This window comes from Streptomyces sp. bgisy027, assembly GCF_057710365.1.
The window spans coordinates 63,504-83,718 of record NZ_JBYIVZ010000031.1 but is presented as its reverse complement, the minus strand read 5'-3'; the positions used below and the strand labels follow the sequence as shown (position 1 = coordinate 83,718).

Genomic DNA, 20,215 nt, shown 5'->3' with positions numbered 1-20,215 from the left:
GTCCGCTCGCGAATTTCCGACCTCACCCCCGGAGAGGACTCCCCTCCATGCATACCGGTCGGTATGCTCGGCTCCGAGTCTTCGCGCCACCGCCGCCGCCATCCGGGAGGACCCGTGTCCCGCACCGCACTGCGTATCTGCCCCCTGTGCGAGGCCACCTGCGGCCTCACGCTCACGATCGAGGGGACCGCCGTCACCGGTGCCCGCGGCGACCGTGACGACGTGTTCAGCCGGGGGTTCATCTGCCCCAAGGGCGCCTCCTTCGGCGCCGTCGACGGCGACCCCGACCGGCTGCGCGCCCCGCTCGTGCGCAAGGACGGCGAGCTGCGCGAGGCCACCTGGGAGGAGGCCTTCGACGCGGTCGCCGCCGGTCTGCGTCCGGTCGTCGAGCGGTACGGGCCCAACTCCGTGGGCGTCGTGCTCGGCAACCCCAACGTGCACACCGTGGCCGGCGCGCTCTACCCGCCGATCCTGCTGGCCGGCCTGCGCACCCGCAGCGTCTTCACCGCCTCCACGGTCGACCAGATGCCCAAGCACGTCTCCAGCGGGCTGCTCTACGGCGACGCCCTGGCGATCCCCGTGCCGGATCTCGACCACACCGACCATCTGCTGCTGATCGGCGCCAACCCCCTGGAGTCCAACGGCAGTCTGTGCACCGCCCCCGACTTCCCGGGCAAGCTCAAGGTGCTCAAGGCCCGCGGCGGCACCCTCACCGTCATCGACCCGCGCCGCACCCGCACCGCCAGGCTCGCCGACCGGCACGTCGCGATCCGGCCCGGCACCGACGCGCTGCTGCTCGCGGCGATGGCGTACGTGCTCTTCGAGGAGGACCTGGTCGCCCTCGGGGAGCTGGCGCCGCACGTCCGGGGAGTCGAGGAACTCCGCGCGGAAGTAAGGGACTTCACTCCCGAGGCCGTCGCCGACACCTGTGACGTGGACGCCGGCACGATCCGTGCCCTCGCCCGCGAGCTCGCCGCCGCCCCGACCGCCGCCGTCTACGGCCGCATCGGCAGCTGCACCGTCCCGCACGGCACCCTCGCCAGCTGGCTCGTGGACGTCCTCAACATCCTCACCGGCAACCTCGACCGCCCCGGCGGTGCCCTCTTCCCGCAGGCCGCCACCGACAGGACGCCCCGCCCCGCGGGACCCGGCCACGGCTTCGCGCTCGGGCGCTGGCACTCCCGGGTGAGCCGGCACCCCGAGGCCAAGGGCGAGTTGCCGCTGTCCGCGCTCGCCGAGGAGATCGACACCGCCACCGCCGAGGGCGAGCCGATCCGGGCCCTGGTCGCCGTCGCGTCCAACCCGGTCCTGTCGGCCCCCGACGGCGACCGGCTCGACAAGGCCCTCGGCTCGCTCGACTTCATGGTCAGCGTCGACCCGTACCTCAACGAGACCTCGCGGCACGCCCATGTCGTGCTGCCGCCGCCCCCGCCGTCGCAGAGCCCGCACCACGACTTCGCCTTCAACACCCTCGCCGTGCGCAACCAGGTCCGCTACACCCGCGCGGCCGTCCCGCTGGAGCCGGGCCGCATGGCCGAGTCCGAGATCCTGGCGCGCTTGGTCCTGGCCGCCACCGGCATGCACGGCGCCGACCCGTCCGCGGTCGACGACCTGGTCATCGGCCAGACGCTCGGCAAGGCCGTCAAGGAGTCCCACTCTCCCGTCCACGGCCGCGACCCGCAGGAACTCGCCGCCCGGCTCACCGGCGAGAGCGGCCCCGAGCGGCGGCTCGACATGATGCTGCGCCTCGGCCCCTACGGCGACGGCTTCGGCGTACGCCCCGACGGGCTGACCCTGGAGAAGCTGCTCGCGCACCCGCACGGCATCGACCTCGGGCCGCTGAAGTCCCGTCTGCCGCAGCCGCTGAAGACCGTCAGCGGCAAGGTGGAGCTGCTGCCCGCGCCCATCGCCGGCGATCTGCCCCGGCTGCGGGAGGCCCTGCTGCACCGCCCCGACGGGCTCGTCCTCGTCGGCCGCCGGCATCTGCGCTCCAACAACAGCTGGATGCACAACGTGCCCGCCCTCACCGGCGGCTCCAACCGCTGCACCCTGCACATCCACCCGCAGGACGCCGAACGGCTCGGCGTGCGGGACGGGGCGGCCGTACGCCTCAAGGGCGCCGGGGGAGAGGTGACCGCGCCCGCCGAGGTCACCGACGCGGTGCGCCCCGGTGTGGTGAGCCTGCCGCACGGCTGGGGTCACGACCGTCCCGGCACCCGGCTCGGTCACGCCGCCACCGACCCCGGAGTCAACGTCAACCAGCTCCTCGACGGCAGCCTGCTCGACCCGCTGTCGGGCAACGCGGTGCTCAACGGAGTGCCCATCGAGGTGTCCCCGGTGTCCGAAAAGATCACGGCTCTGACCTGAGCAAAGCTCTGACCTGGAGTTTTGCGCTTATTGCTCGCATGTCAACGTCTTGTTAACGCTGCAGAGCGGGACCTAACGTCGTCGCACCCCCGGCCCTCGTGGGATGTTCAAGGGCGAACGTTAGGTATCCACATGCTGACCATCCTCGGCTTCGCCATGATCGCGACCTTCCTGGTCCTGATCATGATGAAGAAGATGTCGCCGATCGCGGCGCTCGTGCTTATTCCGGCATTGTTCTGTGTGTTCGTCGGAAAGGGCGCCAAGCTCGGTGACTACGTCATCGAAGGCGTCACCAGCCTCGCCCCCACCGCGGCGATGCTCATGTTCGCGATCGTCTACTTCGGTGTGATGATCGATGTCGGCCTCTTCGACCCGATCGTTCGGGGCATTCTGAGGTTCTGCAAGGCCGACCCGATGCGGATCGTCGTGGGCACGGCGATCCTCGCCGCGATCGTCTCGCTCGACGGCGACGGCTCGACCACCTTCATGATCACCGTCTCGGCGATGTACCCGCTGTACAAGCGCCTGAAGATGAGCCTGGTCGTGATGACCGGTGTCGCGGCGATGGCCAACGGCGTGATGAACACCCTGCCGTGGGGCGGCCCGACCGCCCGTGCCGCCACCGCGCTCAAGCTCGACGCCAGCGACATCTTCGTCCCCATGATCCCGGCCCTCGCCGTGGGCCTGCTCGCCGTCTTCGTCCTCTCGTACTTCCTGGGTCTGCGCGAACGCAAGCGTCTCGGCGTGCTCACGCTGAACGAGGTCCTGGTCGAGGAGAAGGAGACCGAGACGGTTCTCGTGGGCTCCGGCGGCTCCGGCTCCGCCGCGGCCAAGTCCCCGGTGGCCACCGGCGGTTCGGGCTCCGGCACCGACGCGGAGGACGCCGAGGACGACGAGCGTTTCCAGGCCCTGAACCCCGACCGGCCCACCCTGCGCCCCAAGCTCTACTGGTTCAACGCGCTGCTGACGCTCGCGCTGCTGACCGCCATGATCATGGAGTGGCTGCCGATCCCGGTGCTGTTCCTGCTCGGCGCCGCGCTCGCGCTCACCGTGAACTTCCCGCACATCCCGGACCAGAAGGCCCGCCTCGCCGCGCACGCCGACAACGTCCTGAACGTCTCCGGCATGGTCTTCGCCGCCGCCGTCTTCACCGGCGTCCTCCAGGGCACCGGCATGGTCGACCACATGGCCAAGTGGATGGTGGACGTCATCCCCGAGGGCATGGGCCCGCACATGGCCCTGGTCACCGGTGTGCTGAGCCTTCCGCTCACCTACTTCATGTCCAACGACGGCTTCTACTTCGGCGTCCTGCCGGTGCTCGCCGAGGCCGGTGCGGCCCACGGTGTCACCCCGCTGGAGATGGCCCGTGCCTCCCTGGTCGGCCAGCCGCTGCACATGTCGAGCCCGCTCGTCCCCGCCGTGTACGTCCTCGTCGGCATGGCGAAGGTGGAGTTCGGCGACCACACCAGGTTCGTGGTGAAGTGGGCGGCCCTCACCTGTCTGGTCGTCCTCGCGGCGGGCATGCTGTTCGGAATCATCTGATCCGCAGCGTCGCCCGCTGCTGATCCACGCACACCGTTCACGGAGGACACGTTCATGGGGCCCGGTGGGAACCGCGGCTGGCTGCTCCGCCTCGTCATCGCCTTCAGCTTCGCGCAGGGGGCGGTGTCGATGGCGCGGCCCGCCGTCTCCTACCGGGCCCTCGCGCTGGGCGCCGACGAGCGGGCGATCGGTGTGATCGCGGGCGTGTACGCACTGCTCCCGCTGTTCGCGGCCGTCCCGCTGGGCCGCCGTACCGACCACGGCCGCTGTGCCCCGCTGCTGCCGGTCGGCGTGGTGCTGATATCCGGCGGCTGCGCCCTCAGCGGCCTCGCGGACTCGCTGTGGGCGATGGCGGTCTGGAGCGGGGTGATGGGCCTCGGCCACCTCTGCTTCGTGATCGGCGCCCAGTCCCTCGTCGCCCGGCAGTCCGCCCCGCACGAACAGGACCGCAACTTCGGGCACTTCACGATCGGAGCCTCCCTCGGCCAGCTGGTCGGTCCGATCGCCGCGGGCGCGCTGATCGGCGGCCGGGACATGGCGGGGACCAGCGCGCTCGCCCTGCTGGCGGCCGGCGCCGGCGGCGCGGTCGCGTTCGCCTCGCTGTGGCGCATAGAGAGCCCCGCGACGGCCAACTCCCGCAGGGAACAGGGCGAGCGGGTGCCCGTGCAGCGCATCCTGCGCGCCCGCGGCGTGCCCGCCGGCATCTTCATCAGCCTGGCCGTGCTGTCCGCGACCGACATCCTCACCGCCTATCTGCCGGTGGTCGGCGAGCAACGGGGCATCGCGCCGGCCCTGATCGGCGTCCTGCTCAGCCTGCGGGCGGCGGCCACCATCGCGTGCCGTCTGGTCCTGACGCCCCTGCTGCGGCTGCTCGGCCGCACCCTGCTGCTGACCGTGACCTGTCTGCTGGCGGCCCTGCTGTGCGCGGGCATCGCGCTGCCGGTGCCGGTGTGGGCGCTCGCCGTGATGCTGGCGGTGCTCGGCTTCTGCCTCGGCGTCGGCCAGCCGCTGTCCATGACGACGGTCGTCCAGGCGGCCCCCGAGGGCGCCCGCTCCACCGCCCTCGCGCTGCGGCTGACCGGCAACCGCCTCGGCCAGGTCGCCGCACCGGCCTCGGCGGGGCTGGTCGCCGGGCTCGCGGGGGTGGCGGCGCCGTTCGTGATGCTGGGCGCGCTGCTGCTGGTGTCGGCCGGCACCGCGCTGCGGGCGCCCGCGCGGCCGACGGGGGAGTCCGAGGGCGCCGGTAAGGCGAGCCTGTCGAGGGCGATCTTGCGTCGAAAGAGTGGTATCTGATGGGCCGTAAGGCGCTGCTTCCACGATTCGGCGTGCACATGTGAAAGAGAGTCAGAAGAGCGATTTGTACGAAAATCGTCTGACTCGGAGGACTCGCATGCCCACCACGTCTCTTCCACGCCGCGCCGGACTGCGTATCGCCGCCGTCACGGCGCTCACTGCCGCGCTCACGCCGCTGACGGGGGTGCCGACGGCGGGCGCACAGGAGAATGCCACCATCAAGATCCACACGGCGCCGTGGGACGGGGTCGCGCGCACGCCGTACGGAGACGCGATCGACGAGCCGCGGGTCTGCCGGTTCTACCTCGACGCCCTCAACTTCGAGCAGGTGACGACCGCCACCTACCGCATCGCGGCCGAACCCCCGGCCGGCGGAGCCGCCGGGCTCACCGGAAGCATCACTCTCACGAACGGCGCCGGGCACTCCGCGGACCTGACGCTGCCCGACGGGCAGTACCGGCTCTACTGGACGTACCCGGGCTCCACGGCCCCCGAGCGGGAGAAGAGCTTCACGGTCGACTGCCGGTCCTCGATGTCGACGCCCTCACCCGGCCCGCAGGGCGGTCCGCCGGCCGGTGGCGGTGGCATCGCGCGCGGCGAGGCCTTCACCACGGTCGCCGGTGCCGGCATCGTCGGCCTGGCCGCGGTGGGCGGGGTGATGTGGTTCCGGCTCCGTCGCCGTACGCATGGCGCGTAGAAGACGCAGGCCCTGGTATCGCCGGCGCGCCTACCGTCTGACGAGGACGGCCGTACTGACCGTCTCGCTGGTGGTGGTCTGCGTCCGGTGCGACCACGAGCGGCCCGGAGCCGGTACGACGGCTCCGGGCTCCGCCGAGGCCTCCGAGGTCCGAGCCGCCGGCACCGGAAGCGGTGCCGGCGGGGCGGGCGCCGACTCCCGCCCCCGTGCGGGCGATCCGCCCCGCGGCAGCGGCGAGGCGGCTCCCGAACCCTCCGCATCGCCGGCCCCGTCCACGCCCTCGCCCGGCACCGCGGCCGCCGGCACGGCAGGGGCGAGCGCCCCCGCCCCGTCACCCCGGCCCGCCCGCGCCGGAAAACGCTCCGGCCCGAGCCCCCTGCCCCGCTCTCGCGCCACCCGCCTCGTCATCCCCTACATCAGCGTCGACTCCCCGCTGATGGACCTGCGCCTCGACAGCGAGCGGCGCCTGCCCGCGCCCCCGGAGGACGAACCGAACCTGGTCGGCTGGTACACGGACGGACCCTCCCCGGGGGAGACGGGCACCGCCATCGCCGTGGGCCACCTCGACACCGACACCGGACCCGCCGTCTTCGGCGGCCTCGGCGAACTGAAGCGCGGCAAGCGCATCGAGGTCCGGCGCGCCGACGGACGGACCGCCGTCTACTCCGTCGACGCCATCAAGACGTACCAGAAGGACAAGTTCCCCAACCGTGAGGTGTACGGCCCCCGGGCCCGGCCGGAGCTGCGGCTGATCACCTGCGGCGGCAACTACAACCGCAGGACCGGCTACACCGGCAACGTCGTCGTGTACGCCCATCTGACGGCGACCCGTGAGCCCAAGAGCGGCGGCCGGCGCTGAACCCGGCCGTCCGTTTGCCCGCCTGACGGACAGCGGCGCCCGATTCGGCCCGTTCCCTTCCCCCGGCCGCACACATTCCGTTAACTTCCGTGACTCACACGCCCCGTGCGACCCGCACGAGGTGGTCGACCGCGGAGCACCGGGGCCCGTCCGGCGGAGTGCGTGCCGGACCGTGCGCACCCATCATCCGGCATGCCGGACGGGCCCCGATGCCTGAATGAGCCCCCGGGGGCATCCGTCATGACACGCGCCATCTCCCTGCACGACGTGAGCAAGTCCTACACGAGGGGCACCCGTGTCGTGGACCGGCTCACGCTGGACATCGAGCCCGGTGAGTTCCTCGTGCTGCTCGGGCCCTCCGGCTGCGGCAAGTCCACCGTGCTCAGGATGATCGCCGGTCTTGAGGAGATCGACGAGGGTGAACTGCTGCTGGACGGCGAGTGGGCCAACGACCTGCTGCCGGCCGACCGGCGCATCGCCATGGTCTTCCAGAACTTCGCCCTCTACCCGAGCATGACCAGCCGCGACAACATCGGCTTCCCGCTGCGCATCGAGGCGCCCGGCGAGGACCCCCGCACCCGGGTGGACGCCACCGCCCGCATGCTGGGCATCGAGGACCTCCTCGACCGCTTCCCCGCCCAGCTCTCCGGCGGCGAACGCCAGCGTGTCGCCATGGGCCGGGCCATCGCCCGCCACCCCTCCGCGTTCCTGATGGACGAGCCGTTGTCCAATCTCGACGCCAAGCTCCGCAACCATCTGCGCGCCGAGATCTCCGGCCTCACCCGCAAACTGGGCGTCACCACGGTCTACGTCACCCACGACCAGGCCGAGGCGATGTCGCTCGGCGACCGGGTCGCCGTCCTGCGCGGCGGCGTCCTCCAGCAGGTCGGCACGCCCCGCTCGGTGTACTCGCTGCCGCGCAACGTCTTCGTCGCGGCCTTCATCGGCACCCCGCGCATCAACCTGCTGCGCGGCGTCGTGCGCGCCCCGCTGGACGGCGCGATGACCATCAGCCTGGGCAAGCAGTACCTCCGGCTGCCCGAACCCCTGTGTCTGGATCACCAGTTGCTGAGGGTGCAGCAGGGGCGCGAGGTGATCGTGGGCCTGCGTTCGGAGGCCGTCCGCATCGCGAAGCCCGCCGGCGCCCGCCCCGGCGAGGTACACATCACCGGCCTGGTCGAGCACGTGGAGTTCCAGGGCCACGAGGTCCTCGTCCACTTCAACACCGGCTCCCGGCCGGCCGTCGTCCCCGACCTGGAGGCCCCGCGGCCGGCCCCGCCGGTCCGGCGCCGCCGCCGTGACTCCGGCTCGATGCTGGAGCGGCTGCGCAACCGCGCGGGCGCCCTGCGCGCCGGGCCGGTGGTGGCGCTGGAGCACCCGGCCGACGACGCCCACGACCCCGCACCGCCCGAGGGCCGCCTGCCCGGCGACCTCATCGTCCGCACCACCCCGGACTTCGACCTCCGGCACGGCATGCACGTCCCGCTCCTCGTCGACCTCGCCCATCTGTTCGTCTTCGACCAGCACGGCGACCGCATCTGCCCGGCCCCGGCGCGACTGCCGGATCTGGAGGAATGACGTACCTCGGACATAGGTAGTCATGGGTGCATGAACGTGCAACTCACCCGAACTCGGGCTTCCTTGGCGGTCGCCGGTCTGCTGCTGGCCGTCGGCGCCCCGACCGCCTACGCCACCCTCGGCGACACCGCCGCCGCGGTGCCGGCGCGCGGAGAGCCGTACATCGAGACCCGGTTGTTCTTCGGCACCGCACGCCCCGACGGCGGTCCGGCCGTCACCGACCGGCAGTTCATGGAGTTCGTCGACGAGGAGGTCACGCCCGGGTTTCCGTACGGGCTGACCGTGCAGAGCGGGCGCGGACAGTGGCGGGACGCGAGCGGGACGATCGAGAAGGAGACCTCGTACGAGCTGATCCTGCTCTACCCCGAGGCGCGGGCGCAGGGCAGCGACCGCAGGATCGAGGAGATCCGGAGCGCCTACGAGAAGGCGTTCGGGCAGGAGGCCGTGGGGAGGGTGGACGACGTCGCACGGGTCGACTTCTGATGTCATGGGGTCCGGCCGATCGCTCGGGTGTCTGGCGCGCAAAAACTATCGCCGCTAGTTTATGAAGCCCGGCGACCACAGCCGGACGACGAGGCGCCCCGCCCGGGAGGAAGCGTGATGAAGGCACACGACGGCATGTACATCGACGGCGCGTGGCGCCCCGCCGCGGGCGGAGGCGTGATCGAGGTGGTGAACCCGGCCGACGAGCAGGTCATCGGGCAGGTCCCGGCGGGCACCGCCGCCGACGTCGACACCGCCGTACGGGCCGCCCGCGCCGCCTTCCCGGGCTGGGCCGCGACCCCGCCCGCGGAACGGGCCGCACGGCTGGCCGCCCTGCGGGACGTGCTGGCGGCCCGCAAGGACGAGATCGCCGAGACCGTCACCGCCGAACTCGGCTCGCCCCTGAAGTTCTCCGAGGCCGTCCAGACCGGCACGCCGATCGGGGTCGCGGGCTCGTACGCCGAACTGGCCGCGACGTACGCCTTCGAGGAGCGGGTCGGCAACTCGACCGTGTACCTGGAGCCCCTCGGTGTGGTCGGCGCGATCACGCCCTGGAACTACCCGCTCCACCAGGTCGTCGCCAAGGTCGCCCCGGCGCTGGCCGCGGGCTGCACGGTGGTGCTGAAGCCCGCCGAGGACACCCCGCTGGTCGCCCAGCTCTTCGCCGAGGCGGTCCACGAGGCCGGCCTCCCCGCCGGCGTCTTCAACCTGGTCACCGGCCTCGGCCCGGTCGCCGGCCAGGCGCTCGCCGAGCACCCGGACGTCGACCTGGTCTCCTTCACCGGCTCCACGGCCGTCGGCCGGCAGATCGCCGCGGTGGCCGGCGCCGCCATCAAGAAGGTGGCCCTGGAGCTGGGCGGCAAGTCCGCCAACGTCATCCTGCCGAGCGCCGACCTGGCCAAGGCGGTCAACGTCGGTGTCGCCAACGTGATGTCCAACTCCGGGCAGACGTGCAGCGCCTGGACGCGGATGCTGGTCCACCGCGACCAGTACGACGAGGCCGTGGAGCTGGCCGCGACCGCCGCCGCGAAGTACGGCGAGCGGATCGGCCCGGTGGTCAGCGCCAAGCAGCAGGCGCGGGTCCTCGGCTACATCGAGAAGGGCGTCGCCGAGGGGGCGCGGCTGGTCGCGGGCGGCACCGAGGCGCCGCGCGAGCAGGGCTGGTACGTCAGTCCGACCGTCTTCGCCGACGTGACGCCCGAGATGACGATCGCCCAGGAGGAGATCTTCGGCCCGGTCCTGTCGATCCTGCGCTACGACGACGAGGAGGACGCCCTGCGCATCGCCAACGGCACCGTCTACGGTCTCGCGGGCGCCGTCTGGGCCGGCGAGGAGGCGGAGGCGGTGGCCTTCGCGCGCCGGATGGACACCGGGCAGGTCGACATCAACGGCGGCCGCTTCAACGTCCGCGCCCCCTTCGGCGGCTACAAGCAGTCGGGCGTGGGCCGCGAGCTGGGCGCACACGGCCTGGCCGAGTACCTCCAGACCAAGTCCCTGCAGTTCTGAGGAGCCCGCACATGGTTCGCGCCGCCGTCCTGCCCGCCGTCGGGGCCCCGCTGGAGGTCACCGACATCGAACTCCCCGAGCCCGGCCCCGGCCGGGTCCGCGTCCGCCTGGCCGCCGCCGGCGTCTGCCACTCCGACCTGTCCCTGTCGAACGGCACCATGCGCGTCCCCGTCCCCGCGGTCCTCGGCCACGAGGGCGCCGGCACGGTGGTGGCCGTGGGGGAGGGGGTCGCCCATCTCGCGCCGGGCGACGGCGTCGTGCTCAACTGGGCGCCCTCGTGCGGCAGTTGCCACGCCTGCGGGCTCGGCGAGGTCTGGCTGTGCGCCAACGCGCTCAACGGCGCCGCCGACGTCTACGCCCGCACCGCCTCGGGTGCCGAACTGCACCCCGGCCTGAACGTCGCCGCGTTCGCCGAGGAGACGGTCGTCTCCGCCGACTGCCTCCTGCCGCTCCCGGACGGCGTACCGCTCACCGACGCCGCCCTGCTGGGCTGCGCGGTCCTCACCGGCTACGGCGCCGTGCACCACTCGGCGCGGGTGCGGGAGGGCGAGACGGTCGCCGTGTTCGGTGTCGGCGGGGTCGGCCTGGCCGCCCTCCAGGCCGCCCGGATCGCGGGCGCCGCGAAGATCGTCGCCGTCGACGTCTCCGCGGAGAAGGAGGAACTGGCGCGTGCGGCGGGAGCCACCGACTATGTGATCGCCTCCGAGAACACCGCCCGCGAGATCCGTGGCCTGACCGGCAAGCAGGGCGTGGACGTGGCCGTCGAGTGCGTGGGCCGCGCGGCCACCATCCGCACCGCCTGGGACTCCACCCGCCGCGGCGGCCGCACCACGGTCGTCGGCATCGGCGGCAAGGACCAGCAGGTCACCTTCAACGCGCTGGAGATCTTCCACTGGGGCCGCACCCTCTCCGGCTGCGTCTACGGCAACTCCGACCCGGCCCGGGATCTGCCGGTGCTGGCCGGGCACGTGCGCGCGGGGCGCCTGGACCTGGGCGCGCTGGTGACGGAACGGATCGCGCTGGAGGGGATTCCGGCGGCCTTCGAGAACATGCTCGCGGGCAAGGGCGGCCGGGCCCTGGTGGTGTTCTGAGTCTCTGATGTTGCCCGGGGCCCTCGGGTGCCCCGGGCAACCTTCCCGCACAGCCGTTGACCCCATACCGTCCGGTCAGTATGTTCGCCGCCAACGTCCCCACCGCACCCACCGGAGTGTGCACGCATGGACATGGCCCCCTCCGCTCACCCGCCCACCACGACCGCCCTCCCCACGGTCAACCGGCGCCGCGTGGCCACAGCGGCGGCCCTCGCCTCGGCCGTCGAGTGGTACGACTACTTCGTCTTCGGCATCGCCGCCGCCCTCGTCCTCGGCGATCTGTACTTCCCGGCCGGCAGCCCCACCGCCGGGGTGCTCGCCGCCTTCGCCACCTTCGCCGTCGGCTTCCTCGCCCGCCCCATCGGCGGCATCGTCGCGGGCCAGCTCGGCGACAGGCGCGGCCGCAAGCCCATGCTGGTTCTCGCGCTCACCCTCATGGGCATCGCCACCACCGGCATCGGCCTCCTCCCCACCTACGAGACGATCGGCGTCGCCGCCCCGATCCTGCTCGTCCTCCTGCGCATCGCCCAGGGCGTCGCGGTCGGCGCCCAGTGGGGCGGCGCGATGCTGATGGCCACCGAGTACGCCCCCGAGGGCAAGCGCGGCGTCTACGGCAGCGTCGTCCAACTCGGCGTCCCCATCGGCGTGGTCAGCGCCAACACCGTCTTCCTGCTGGCCGGAGCGTTCACCACCGACGCGCAGTTCGCCGCGTGGGGCTGGCGGGTGCCGTTCCTGATCGGCCTGTTCGTCCTCGCCCTCGCCTGGTACATCCACACCCGCGTCGAGGAGACCCCCGAATTCCGGGAGGCCGAGCGGGCGCTGGCCGAGAAGGAGAAGACGGAGCAGAGTTCCCCGCTGCGCACGATCCTCAAGAGCCACCTCGGCACGGTTCTGCTGGCCGGCGGCTCCTTCGCCGTCAACACCGCGACCTTCTACATCCTGATCACCGGCGTCCTCGACTACACGACCCGGGAACTCGACATGGACAAGAGCGCGGTGCTCACGGTCTCGCTCTGCGTCAGTCTCACCCAGCTGGTGCTGATCCCGGCAGCCGCCGCGCTCTCCGACAAGCTCGGCCGCATCCGCATCTACGCGCTCGGGGCGGTCGGCATAGCCCTGTGGGCCGTCCCCCTGTTCCTGCTGATCGACACCGGTTCGCTGCTGTGGCTGGCGGTCGGCAGCTTCGTCGCGAGCTGCTTCCTCAGCATCATGTACGGCCCCCAGGCGGCCCTGTTCGCCGAGCTGTTCACGCCCGAGATGCGCTACACCGGCGCCTCCCTCGGCTACCAGATCGCGGCCGTGCTCGGCGGTGGGCTCGCCCCGTTCGTCATGGTGCTGCTGCTGGAGGCCACGGGCACCTCGATGTCGGTGTCCGCCTACATCATCGGCCTCGCCGTGATCGCCCTGCTGTCCATCAAGGTGCTCGCGGACAAGGCGCGTTCACGCTGACTCGCGGGTCTGCTCGGGTCGCGGCGCGCTCGCCACGACCCGGGCGGACCGGGTCCTGGAGCGCGACACCGCCACGCCCGCCAGACACAGCACTCCGCCCGCCAGTGTGAGCGGGCCCGGCACCTCGCCGAGCGCCAGCCACGACATCAGCACGACCAGCGCGGGCACCGCGTACGTGGTCGCGCCCATACGGCTGGCGGTCGTCCGGGCCAGGGCGTACGCCCACGTGGTGAACGCGAGTGCCAGCGAGAAGACGCCCAGGTAGACCAGGTTGAGCGTCGCGGACAGCGAGGCGTGGGCCGCGTCGCCGACGAGCTGACCGGCGAACGGCAGGCAGAGCGCCGCGCCGACCAGACACCCGTACGTCGTCACCTGGAGCGCGCTCGCGCGGCCGAGTGCCGGCTTCTGGGCCACCGCGCCGCCCGCGTAGCCGATCGCGGCGAGCAGGCACAGCACCACCCCGAGCACCGAGGAACCGCCCTCGCCCGACATCGAAAGCCCCACGGTCACCGCGCCGGCGAACGACACCGCCATGCCCGCGAGCAGCCGCGGCGGCATCGGATCTCCGAGCAGGCGGGCGCCCAGCAGCGCGATGAGGATCGGCCCGGTGTTCACCACGAGGGCCGCCGTGCCGGCGTCCACCTGCTGCTCGCCCCAGTTCAGGACGACGCTGTAGAAGCCGAACCACAGCAGCCCCGATATCGCGATCCCGGGCCAGGCCGCCCGGGGCGGCAGCCCCTCCCGGCGAACAAGGCAGATGAGCCCCAGCACCACGGCCCCGACGAGCAGCCTCCCCAGCGCGAGCGCACCGGGCGAGTACGCGGCCCCGGCACTCCGAATGGAAACGAAGGCAGAGGCCCACATCACGACGGTGACCCCAGCCGCACCGGCGGCGAGCAGGTCGGGACGGCGGGCGAAGGAGGTGTTCATCATGCTCCAGAGGCTAGAAACGAAGGCCGGCGAAGACTGGCGGATTTCGGACGAGGCATGAATGCGGGCTCTGCGAGGGCACCGCCGACGGCACCCACCAGGGGCACGGGGAACTGCGCGACCAGCCCCCACCCACCCGCACCCTGCACGCCGAACGGCATGCCGGTCCCTGCGAGGGCACGGCCGATCACTGCCGACCTGGGGCGCGGGGAACTGCGCGACAAACCCCCACTCACCCGCACCCGGCACACAACCCAAGGCGCCGCCCCCTGAGCCGCCGCCTCACGCCAACGCCCCCGCCTCGATCCCCAAGAGCTCCCCCAACACCCGCGCCCCCGACGGAGTCACCTTCACGGCCCGCTCAGACCCGATCCGCACGCACCACCCCGCCTCCAGTGCATGCCGGCACAGGGCCGCCCCCGAGACACCCGCGAGATGGGGCCGCCGTTCGGTCCAGTCGAGGCAGGCCCGGGCCAGCGGACGCCGGCCGCTTCGGTCGAGAGAGATGCCCGTGGCGTCGAACCAGCCGAGCCCCGCATCGGTCAGCGCGAACCCCGTGTCCTGCCGCAGCAGCCCCCGGGAGGTCAACGCGTCGGTGATCGCGATAGCGAGCCGCCCTGCGAGATGGTCGTAGCAGGTCCGGCCGCGGGCCATCGCCGAGCCGGCGCTGGACTCCCGCAGGTTCCGGGGCCGGCGGACCGCCCCGGGGCTCACCTGCGCGGCCAGGTCTTCCACCAGCTGTGCGACCCGCGCGTCGGCCAGCCGGACGTACCGGTGCCGCCCCTGCCGCTCCTCACTGAGCAGCCCGTCGGCGACCAGCTTGCCCAGATGCTCGCTCAGCGTCGACGCCGCGACGCCGGCGTGCCGCGCCAGCTCACCGGCGGTCCAGGCCCGCCCGTCGAGCAGCGCCAGCAGACAGGCGGCCCGGGTCTCGTCGGCGAAGAGCCCGGCGAGGCGGGCGAACTGCGTCGCCTGGGGGTCCTTGGTGGCCATGCGTCCAGGATGCGGCACGGACACTTCGGCGGCGGCCGAAGCGTGGGCCGGGCGGCCCGCCGCAGGGAAGTGATCGACCGGCCTGCCCGGCGGGGTGCTCGGGTGTCTGGTGCCGCCGGGCGGGGTGCTCGGGTGTCTGGTGCCGCCGGGCGGGGTGCTCGGGTGTCTGGTGCCGCCGGGCGGGGCGCCCAGGCGTCCTCTGCCGCCCGGCAGGGCTCAGACGTCCCGGCCGACCTGCTCGTACTGTCGGGCCAGCCCGTCCAGCAGCGCCGTCAGCCCCGTCTCGAAGGCCCGCTCGTCGATCTTCTCCTGCTGCTCGGCGAGGAGGTGGGCCTGCCCCAAGTGCGGGTAGTCGGCGGGGTCGTACGCGCTCGCGTCGTCCACGAAACCCCCGGCGAACGAGCCCAGCGCCGAGCCCATGATGAAGTACCGCATCAGCGCGCCGATGGACGTGGCCTGTGCCGCCGGCCACCCCGCCGCCACCATCCCGCCGTACACGGCGTCGGCGAGCCGCAGCGCCGCCGGGCGGCGGCCGGGCCCGCGGGCCAGCACGGGCACGATGTTGGGGTGGTCGCGCAGGGCCGCACGGTAGGAGACGGCCCAGTCGTGCAGCGCGGTCCGCCAGTCGGGGCCGTCCTCGAACATCGACAGGTCGACCTGTGCGCTCACCGAGTCGGCGACCGCCTCCAGGATCTCGTCCTTCGTGCGGAAGTGGTTGTACAGCGACGGCCCGCTCACCCCGAGTTCGGCGGCGAGGCGGCGCGTGGAGACGGCCGACAGGCCCTCCGCGTCCACGAGTTCGCGAGCCGTCTCGACGATCCGGTCGTAGCTGAGGAGGGGCTTGCGCGGTCGGGCCATGGCGCACATAGTAGGGCTGCCCAACGAAAACTAGCAGTGCTAATTTAAAGTTACGGCTTTCTGTGTACGTCTGTGGGGTGACTCTGCATGAACCTGGAGCTCAGTGAGGAGCAGACCGCCGTCCGCCGCCTCGCCCGGGACTTCGTGGACCGCGAGATCGCGCCGAACGTCGTCGAGTGGGACCGCGCGGAGGAAGTGGACCGTGCCCTCGTCAAGAAGCTCGGCGAGGTCGGCTTCCTCGGCCTGACGATCGACGAGGAGTACGGCGGCTCGGGCGGCGACCATCTCGCGTACTGCCTGGTCACGGAGGAGCTGGGACGCGGCGACTCCTCGGTGCGCGGGATCGTCTCCGTCTCCCTCGGCCTGGTCGCCAAGACGATCGCGGCCCGGGGCAGCGAGGAGCAGAAGCGCCGCTGGCTGCCGGGGCTCACGACGGGCGAACTGGTCGGCTGCTTCGGCCTCACCGAGCCGGGCACCGGCTCCGACGCCGGAAGCCTGTCCACGCGGGCGGTGCGCGACGGCGGGGACTACGTCCTCGACGGCACCAAGATGTTCATCACGAACGGCACCTGGGCCGACGTCGTGCTGCTCTTCGCCCGGTCCACCGACGCGCCGGGCCACAAGGGCGTCTCCGCCTTCCTGGTCCCCACCGACACACCCGGCCTGACCCGCCGCACCATCCACGGCAAGCTCGGCCTGCGCGGCCAGGCCACCGCGGAGCTCGTGCTGGAGGGCGTACGGGTGCCCGCGTCGGCCATGGTGGGGGAGGAGGGCAAGGGCTTCTCGGTCGCGATGGCGGCCCTGGCCAAGGGGCGGATGTCGGTCGCCGCGGGCTGCGTCGGCATAGCCCAGGCCGCCCTGGACGCGGCCGTCCGATACGCCGGTGAGCGCGAGCAGTTCGGCAAGTCGATCGCCCACCACCAGCTGGTCCAGGAGCTGATCAGCGACATCGCCGTCGACGTGGACGCGGCGCGGCTGCTGACCTGGCGGGTCGCCGACCTGATCGACCGCGGGCAGCCCTTCGCCGTGGAGTCCTCCAAAGCCAAGCTCTTCGCCTCCGAGGCGGCCGTGCGCGCCGCCAACAACGCCCTCCAGGTCTTCGGCGGCTACGGCTACATCGACGAGTACCCGGCGGGCAAGCTGCTGCGGGACGCCCGTGTGATGACCCTCTACGAAGGCACCAGTCAGATCCAGAAGCTGCTCATCGGACGGGCGTTGACGGGAGTCTCGGCGTTCTGAGTATCCGCGCCCGCCGCCTAGGTACTTCGGCGGATGTGGTTACGGCCACATCCGCCGATCCTTGTCCCCATGAGTGACGCATCGGGCAAGCAGCAGAACACCGCCGCCTTCTACGGCCAGGCGGTCGCCTCCTTCGCGGTCGCCATGGCGGCCACCGCCATCGGCATCTTCAAACTCAACGCCGACGCCTGGGTGCGCGCCTTCCTCGCGATCGCCGTCCTGTACCTGGTCACCTCCGCCTTCACGCTCGCCAAGGTGATCCGGGACCGCCAGGAGGCCGACCGGCCCGCGTACCACCCCTTCGAGAAGCTCTGAGAACTCCGAAAGCCCGGACCGGCCGCGCTAAGCGCCCGCTCACCCAGGGCGGTATGGTGGTCCCTCTGTCAGCGAGAGGGGCGAGTGAGCGATGAGTACGGCGGAGGAGACGGCCGACGGCGAGACGTCGGCGTGGGCCGAGGTCACGCCCGACGCGGCCCGGCGGCTGCTGATCGCCGCCGTGGAGGCCTTCGCCGAGCGCGGCTATCACGCCACGACGACCCGTGACATCGCGGGCCGCGCCGGTATGAGCCCGGCCGCGCTCTACATCCACTACAAGACCAAGGAAGAACTGCTCCACCGCATCAGCAGGATCGGCCACGAGAAGGCCCTGGACATCCTGCAGACCGCGGCCCGGCGTGAGGGCACCCCCGCCGAGCGGCTCTCCGACGCCGTGAGCTCCTTCGTCCGCTGGCACGCCGGGGGGCGTACCACCGCACGGGTCGTGCAGTACGAACTGGACTCGCTCGGCCCGGACGCCCGCGCCGAGATCCTCGCGCTGCGGCGGCGGTGCGACGCCGAGGTGCGCGCGATCATCGAGGACGGGGTGGCGGTCGGTGACTTCGACGTCCTGGACGTCAAGGGCACGACCCTCGCCGTGCTGTCGCTGTGCATCGACGTGGCCCGCTGGTTCAACGTCCACGGTCCCTGGAAGCCCGACGAGGTCGGCGCGCTGTACGCCGACCTCGTGCTGCGGATGGTGGGGGCGAAGTAGGCCCGGCCGGGCGCCGCGGTGCCCGGTACGCCGGCTACAGGTAGTAGCGCGAGACGGACTCGGCGACGCACACGGGCTTGTCCCCGCCCTCGCGCTCCACGGTGAACGCGACGCTGACCTGGACGCCGCCCGTCACGTCGTCGACGCCGGTGATCGCCGCGGTGGCGCGCAGCCGCGAGCCCACGGGCACCGGCGCGGGGAAACGCACCTTGTTCGTCCCGTAGTTCACGCCCATCTTCACGCCCTCGACCTTGATGAGCTGGGGGCCGAAGAGCGGGAGCAGTGACAGCGTGAGGTACCCGTGGGCGATGGTCGTTCCGAAGGGGCCGGTCGCGGCCTTCTCCGGGTCGACGTGGATCCACTGGTGGTCACCGGTGGCCTCGGCGAACAGGTCGATCCGCTTCTGGTCGACCTCCAGCCAGTCCGTGTACCCCAGCTGCTCGCCCACCGCCGACCTCAGATCGTCGACGGAGGTGAAGATCCTCGGCTCTGCCATGTCCCGGCCTCCCGCGTCACGTATGCCCAGTGTGTGATGTGCCCAGTGGGCAATGACTGCACCCACGTCTAAGCGACTGCTTAGCATGCTAGGTGGCGGGGCCTCTGTCAACGGACCGGGACGGTGACGCGGGGTAGGTAGGTTTGAGGGGTGCCCCAGATCCCCGAGAAGATTCACGAGCTCACGGTCGGCCAGCTGTCCGCCCGGAGCGGCGCAGCCGTCTCCGCCCTGCACTTCTACGAGTCCAAGGGCCTCATCAGCAGCCGGCGCACCTCCGGCAATCAGCGCCGCTACACCCGGGACACCCTGCGCCGGGTCGCCTTCGTGCGGGCCGCGCAGCGCGTCGGCATCCCGCTGGCCACGATCCGGGACGCCCTCGCCGAACTCCCCGAGGAACGCACCCCCACCCATGAGGACTGGGCGCGGCTGTCCCAGGCGTGGCGCTCCGAGCTGGACGAGCGCATCAGGCAACTCAACCGCCTGCGCGACCACTTGACCGACTGCATCGGCTGCGGGTGCCTCTCGCTGGACAGCTGTGTCCTGTCCAACCCGGACGACGCCTTCGGCGAGAGGATGGCGGGGTCGCGACTGATGGTGGAGCGAGAGAGGGGGCGCCGGGGGTGACGGATCGGCCGCCATGGACCCGGAGCCTCGGATCGGATGGCGGGCGCGGGTCATGTGTGGCCGGTCGCGCAGTTCCCCGCGCCCCTGAGGGCGTTGCGGCGCCGCCTTTGTTCACTCGTACTCCGTGCCGCCCCTGCGCGTCAGATAGGCCGGGCTGACCGCCTTCGCGATCGCCCGCCCACCGGTCACCGCGCTGTACCGCTCGACGGCCGGACGTATGACCACGCCCTCCCGCAGATGCAGCTCACGCCCGGACACGGTCTCCCGCCCGCCGGCGACCTCCAGCACCCGCCCGATGTCGAAGGGCCCCTCGAACAGCCGCGGCACCAGGGGCAGTTCCCCGTCCAGGAGCTTTGCCGTGTCCAGCCACCGCACACCCCCGTCGATCTCCGCGGACACGTCGAACGCGGCGTACCCGAGCGTCTCGCGCCGGCCGTCGGCGCCGTACGTCAGGTCCTGCACGCCGGCCCCGAAGACCTCACCGAAGATGCCGACCCGCCGGGCCCCGAGCCGTTCGGCCAGCCGGGCCGCCGCCTCGGCGACGCCGTGCCCCCGGATCGCCCGCCAGTACAGGTTCCGCGACTCCTCGCGCAGCGCCAGCGACTTCGACCCGAAGCCCTTGGAGGAGACGTACACCCGCTCCTCGTCGGCGACATACGTCAGCAGGCATGCCGAGCCGTGCAGCTTTTCGGTCAGGACCACCGGCTCGCCGGGCGTGAAGATGTCCGGATACCGCTGGATGTTCTCGATGTCGACCCACGGCAGCAGATCCGGCGCCGACTCCACGTCGCCCGACATCGTCGGAGGGATCGGCGGGACCCACTTGGTGATCCCCAGCAGCTCGGCGAAGTCGGTACCCTCCGCGGCCGCCCGCGCCAGGTCCACGTCGCCCAGCGCCATGGGCCGGCACACGATCCCCTGCGACAGCTCACCGCGCAGCCGCACCGCCCTGACCCGGTCCGACGCGCTGCCCGCCAGCCGCCCGGTCAGCCCCAGCTCCTCGATCAGGCCGGCCGGCAGCACCGCCTGCTCGGGGATGTACACGGCGGCCTCACCGGAGCGGTACGCGCCCTTGGCGACGACGGCCCGGTACAGACCCACCTGGGCCAGCTCCAGCGCGTCGGCGTTGGGATGGTCATGGACGGTCAGCACTTCGGCGGTGACGCGCAGCGTCGACATC

19 protein-coding genes are annotated in these 20,215 nt (G+C 72.1%); 14 read left to right on the top strand and 5 right to left on the bottom strand.

All coding sequences use genetic code 11. From position 1 onward, the window contains the following. The first annotated feature begins 114 nt into the window (after window positions 1-114). The 10 genes from AC3ETA_RS29005 (at window position 115) to AC3ETA_RS28960 (ending at window position 12,865) form a co-directional block, all read left to right on the top strand. Entirely contained in the window at window positions 115-2,367 is a 2,253-nt protein-coding gene (locus tag AC3ETA_RS29005) for a molybdopterin oxidoreductase family protein (RefSeq protein ID WP_432195846.1), read from the top strand. A gap of 132 nt (window positions 2,368-2,499) precedes the next feature. After that, window positions 2,500-3,909, top strand: a complete 1,410-nt coding sequence (locus AC3ETA_RS29000) for a CitMHS family transporter (RefSeq protein ID WP_432195845.1) — start codon at window positions 2,500-2,502, stop codon at window positions 3,907-3,909. A 54-nt stretch (window positions 3,910-3,963) separates the two neighbouring features. Beyond that, complete coding sequence (locus tag AC3ETA_RS28995) at window positions 3,964-5,202, top strand: MFS transporter (RefSeq protein ID WP_432195844.1); 1,239 nt, start codon at window positions 3,964-3,966, stop codon at window positions 5,200-5,202. A gap of 97 nt (window positions 5,203-5,299) precedes the next feature. Next, window positions 5,300-5,899: a hypothetical protein gene (locus AC3ETA_RS28990; RefSeq protein WP_432195843.1), complete on the top strand. Its 600-nt coding sequence runs from the start codon at window positions 5,300-5,302 to the stop codon at window positions 5,897-5,899. After that, window positions 5,889-6,758 carry a class F sortase gene (locus AC3ETA_RS28985; protein ID WP_432195842.1) on the top strand — a complete coding sequence of 290 codons (870 nt, stop codon included), beginning with the start codon at window positions 5,889-5,891 and terminating at the stop codon, window positions 6,756-6,758. Before AC3ETA_RS28990 ends, AC3ETA_RS28985 begins: the two co-directional genes overlap by 11 nt. A gap of 240 nt (window positions 6,759-6,998) precedes the next feature. After that, window positions 6,999-8,336, top strand: a complete 1,338-nt coding sequence (locus AC3ETA_RS28980; protein ID WP_432195841.1) for an ABC transporter ATP-binding protein — start codon at window positions 6,999-7,001, stop codon at window positions 8,334-8,336. A gap of 30 nt (window positions 8,337-8,366) precedes the next feature. Beyond that, window positions 8,367-8,819 carry a DUF3574 domain-containing protein gene (locus tag AC3ETA_RS28975; protein WP_432195840.1) on the top strand — a complete coding sequence of 151 codons (453 nt, stop codon included), beginning with the start codon at window positions 8,367-8,369 and terminating at the stop codon, window positions 8,817-8,819. Between the two features lie 117 nt (window positions 8,820-8,936). Further along, window positions 8,937-10,325 (top strand): aldehyde dehydrogenase family protein, encoded by a 1,389-nt coding sequence (locus AC3ETA_RS28970; RefSeq protein WP_432195839.1) that lies wholly within the window; start codon window positions 8,937-8,939, stop codon window positions 10,323-10,325. 11 nt (window positions 10,326-10,336) lie between these two features. Next, entirely contained in the window at window positions 10,337-11,416 is a 1,080-nt protein-coding gene (locus AC3ETA_RS28965; protein ID WP_432195838.1) for a Zn-dependent alcohol dehydrogenase, read from the top strand. Window positions 11,417-11,542: 126 nt separating this feature from the next. Next, complete coding sequence (locus AC3ETA_RS28960) at window positions 11,543-12,865, top strand: MFS transporter (RefSeq protein ID WP_432195837.1); 1,323 nt, start codon at window positions 11,543-11,545, stop codon at window positions 12,863-12,865. On the opposite strand, the gene AC3ETA_RS28955 is transcribed toward AC3ETA_RS28960, so the two are convergent. From AC3ETA_RS28955 to AC3ETA_RS28945, 3 genes are all read right to left on the bottom strand, one after another. Continuing rightward, entirely contained in the window at window positions 12,857-13,795 is a 939-nt protein-coding gene (locus AC3ETA_RS28955; protein WP_432195881.1) for a DMT family transporter, read from the bottom strand. The genes AC3ETA_RS28960 and AC3ETA_RS28955 overlap by 9 nt on opposite strands. A gap of 282 nt (window positions 13,796-14,077) precedes the next feature. Further along, window positions 14,078-14,788: an ArsR/SmtB family transcription factor gene (locus tag AC3ETA_RS28950; protein WP_432195836.1), complete on the bottom strand. Its 711-nt coding sequence runs from the start codon at window positions 14,786-14,788 to the stop codon at window positions 14,078-14,080. Window positions 14,789-15,004: 216 nt separating this feature from the next. After that, window positions 15,005-15,646, bottom strand: coding sequence for a TetR/AcrR family transcriptional regulator (locus AC3ETA_RS28945; protein WP_432195835.1), 642 nt, complete (start codon window positions 15,644-15,646; stop codon window positions 15,005-15,007). An 87-nt stretch (window positions 15,647-15,733) separates the two neighbouring features. Between AC3ETA_RS28945 and AC3ETA_RS28940 the strand changes: the two genes are divergently transcribed. The 3 genes from AC3ETA_RS28940 (at window position 15,734) to AC3ETA_RS28930 (ending at window position 17,915) form a co-directional block, all read left to right on the top strand. Then, window positions 15,734-16,885, top strand: a complete 1,152-nt coding sequence (locus AC3ETA_RS28940; protein ID WP_432195834.1) for an acyl-CoA dehydrogenase family protein — start codon at window positions 15,734-15,736, stop codon at window positions 16,883-16,885. Between the two features lie 69 nt (window positions 16,886-16,954). After that, window positions 16,955-17,200, top strand: coding sequence for a YiaA/YiaB family inner membrane protein (locus AC3ETA_RS28935; RefSeq protein WP_030955107.1), 246 nt, complete (start codon window positions 16,955-16,957; stop codon window positions 17,198-17,200). Between the two features lie 91 nt (window positions 17,201-17,291). Beyond that, window positions 17,292-17,915 (top strand): TetR/AcrR family transcriptional regulator, encoded by a 624-nt coding sequence (locus AC3ETA_RS28930; RefSeq protein WP_432195833.1) that lies wholly within the window; start codon window positions 17,292-17,294, stop codon window positions 17,913-17,915. Window positions 17,916-17,949: 34 nt separating this feature from the next. Here AC3ETA_RS28930 and AC3ETA_RS28925 read toward each other — a convergent pair whose 3' ends face one another. Beyond that, the gene (locus AC3ETA_RS28925; protein ID WP_432195832.1) at window positions 17,950-18,411 is read right to left on the bottom strand and encodes a MaoC family dehydratase; all 462 of its coding nucleotides are present in this window, start codon (window positions 18,409-18,411) and stop codon (window positions 17,950-17,952) included. A 150-nt stretch (window positions 18,412-18,561) separates the two neighbouring features. On the opposite strand from AC3ETA_RS28925, the gene soxR reads away from it, so the two are divergent. After that, complete coding sequence (gene soxR, locus AC3ETA_RS28920) at window positions 18,562-19,035, top strand: redox-sensitive transcriptional activator SoxR (protein ID WP_432195831.1); 474 nt, start codon at window positions 18,562-18,564, stop codon at window positions 19,033-19,035. A 111-nt stretch (window positions 19,036-19,146) separates the two neighbouring features. Here soxR and AC3ETA_RS28915 read toward each other — a convergent pair whose 3' ends face one another. Beyond that, a complete protein-coding gene (locus AC3ETA_RS28915) occupies window positions 19,147-20,214 on the bottom strand; it encodes an RNA ligase (ATP) (RefSeq protein ID WP_432195830.1) in 1,068 nt (355 codons plus the stop codon). Between the last annotated feature and the right edge of the window lies 1 nt (window position 20,215).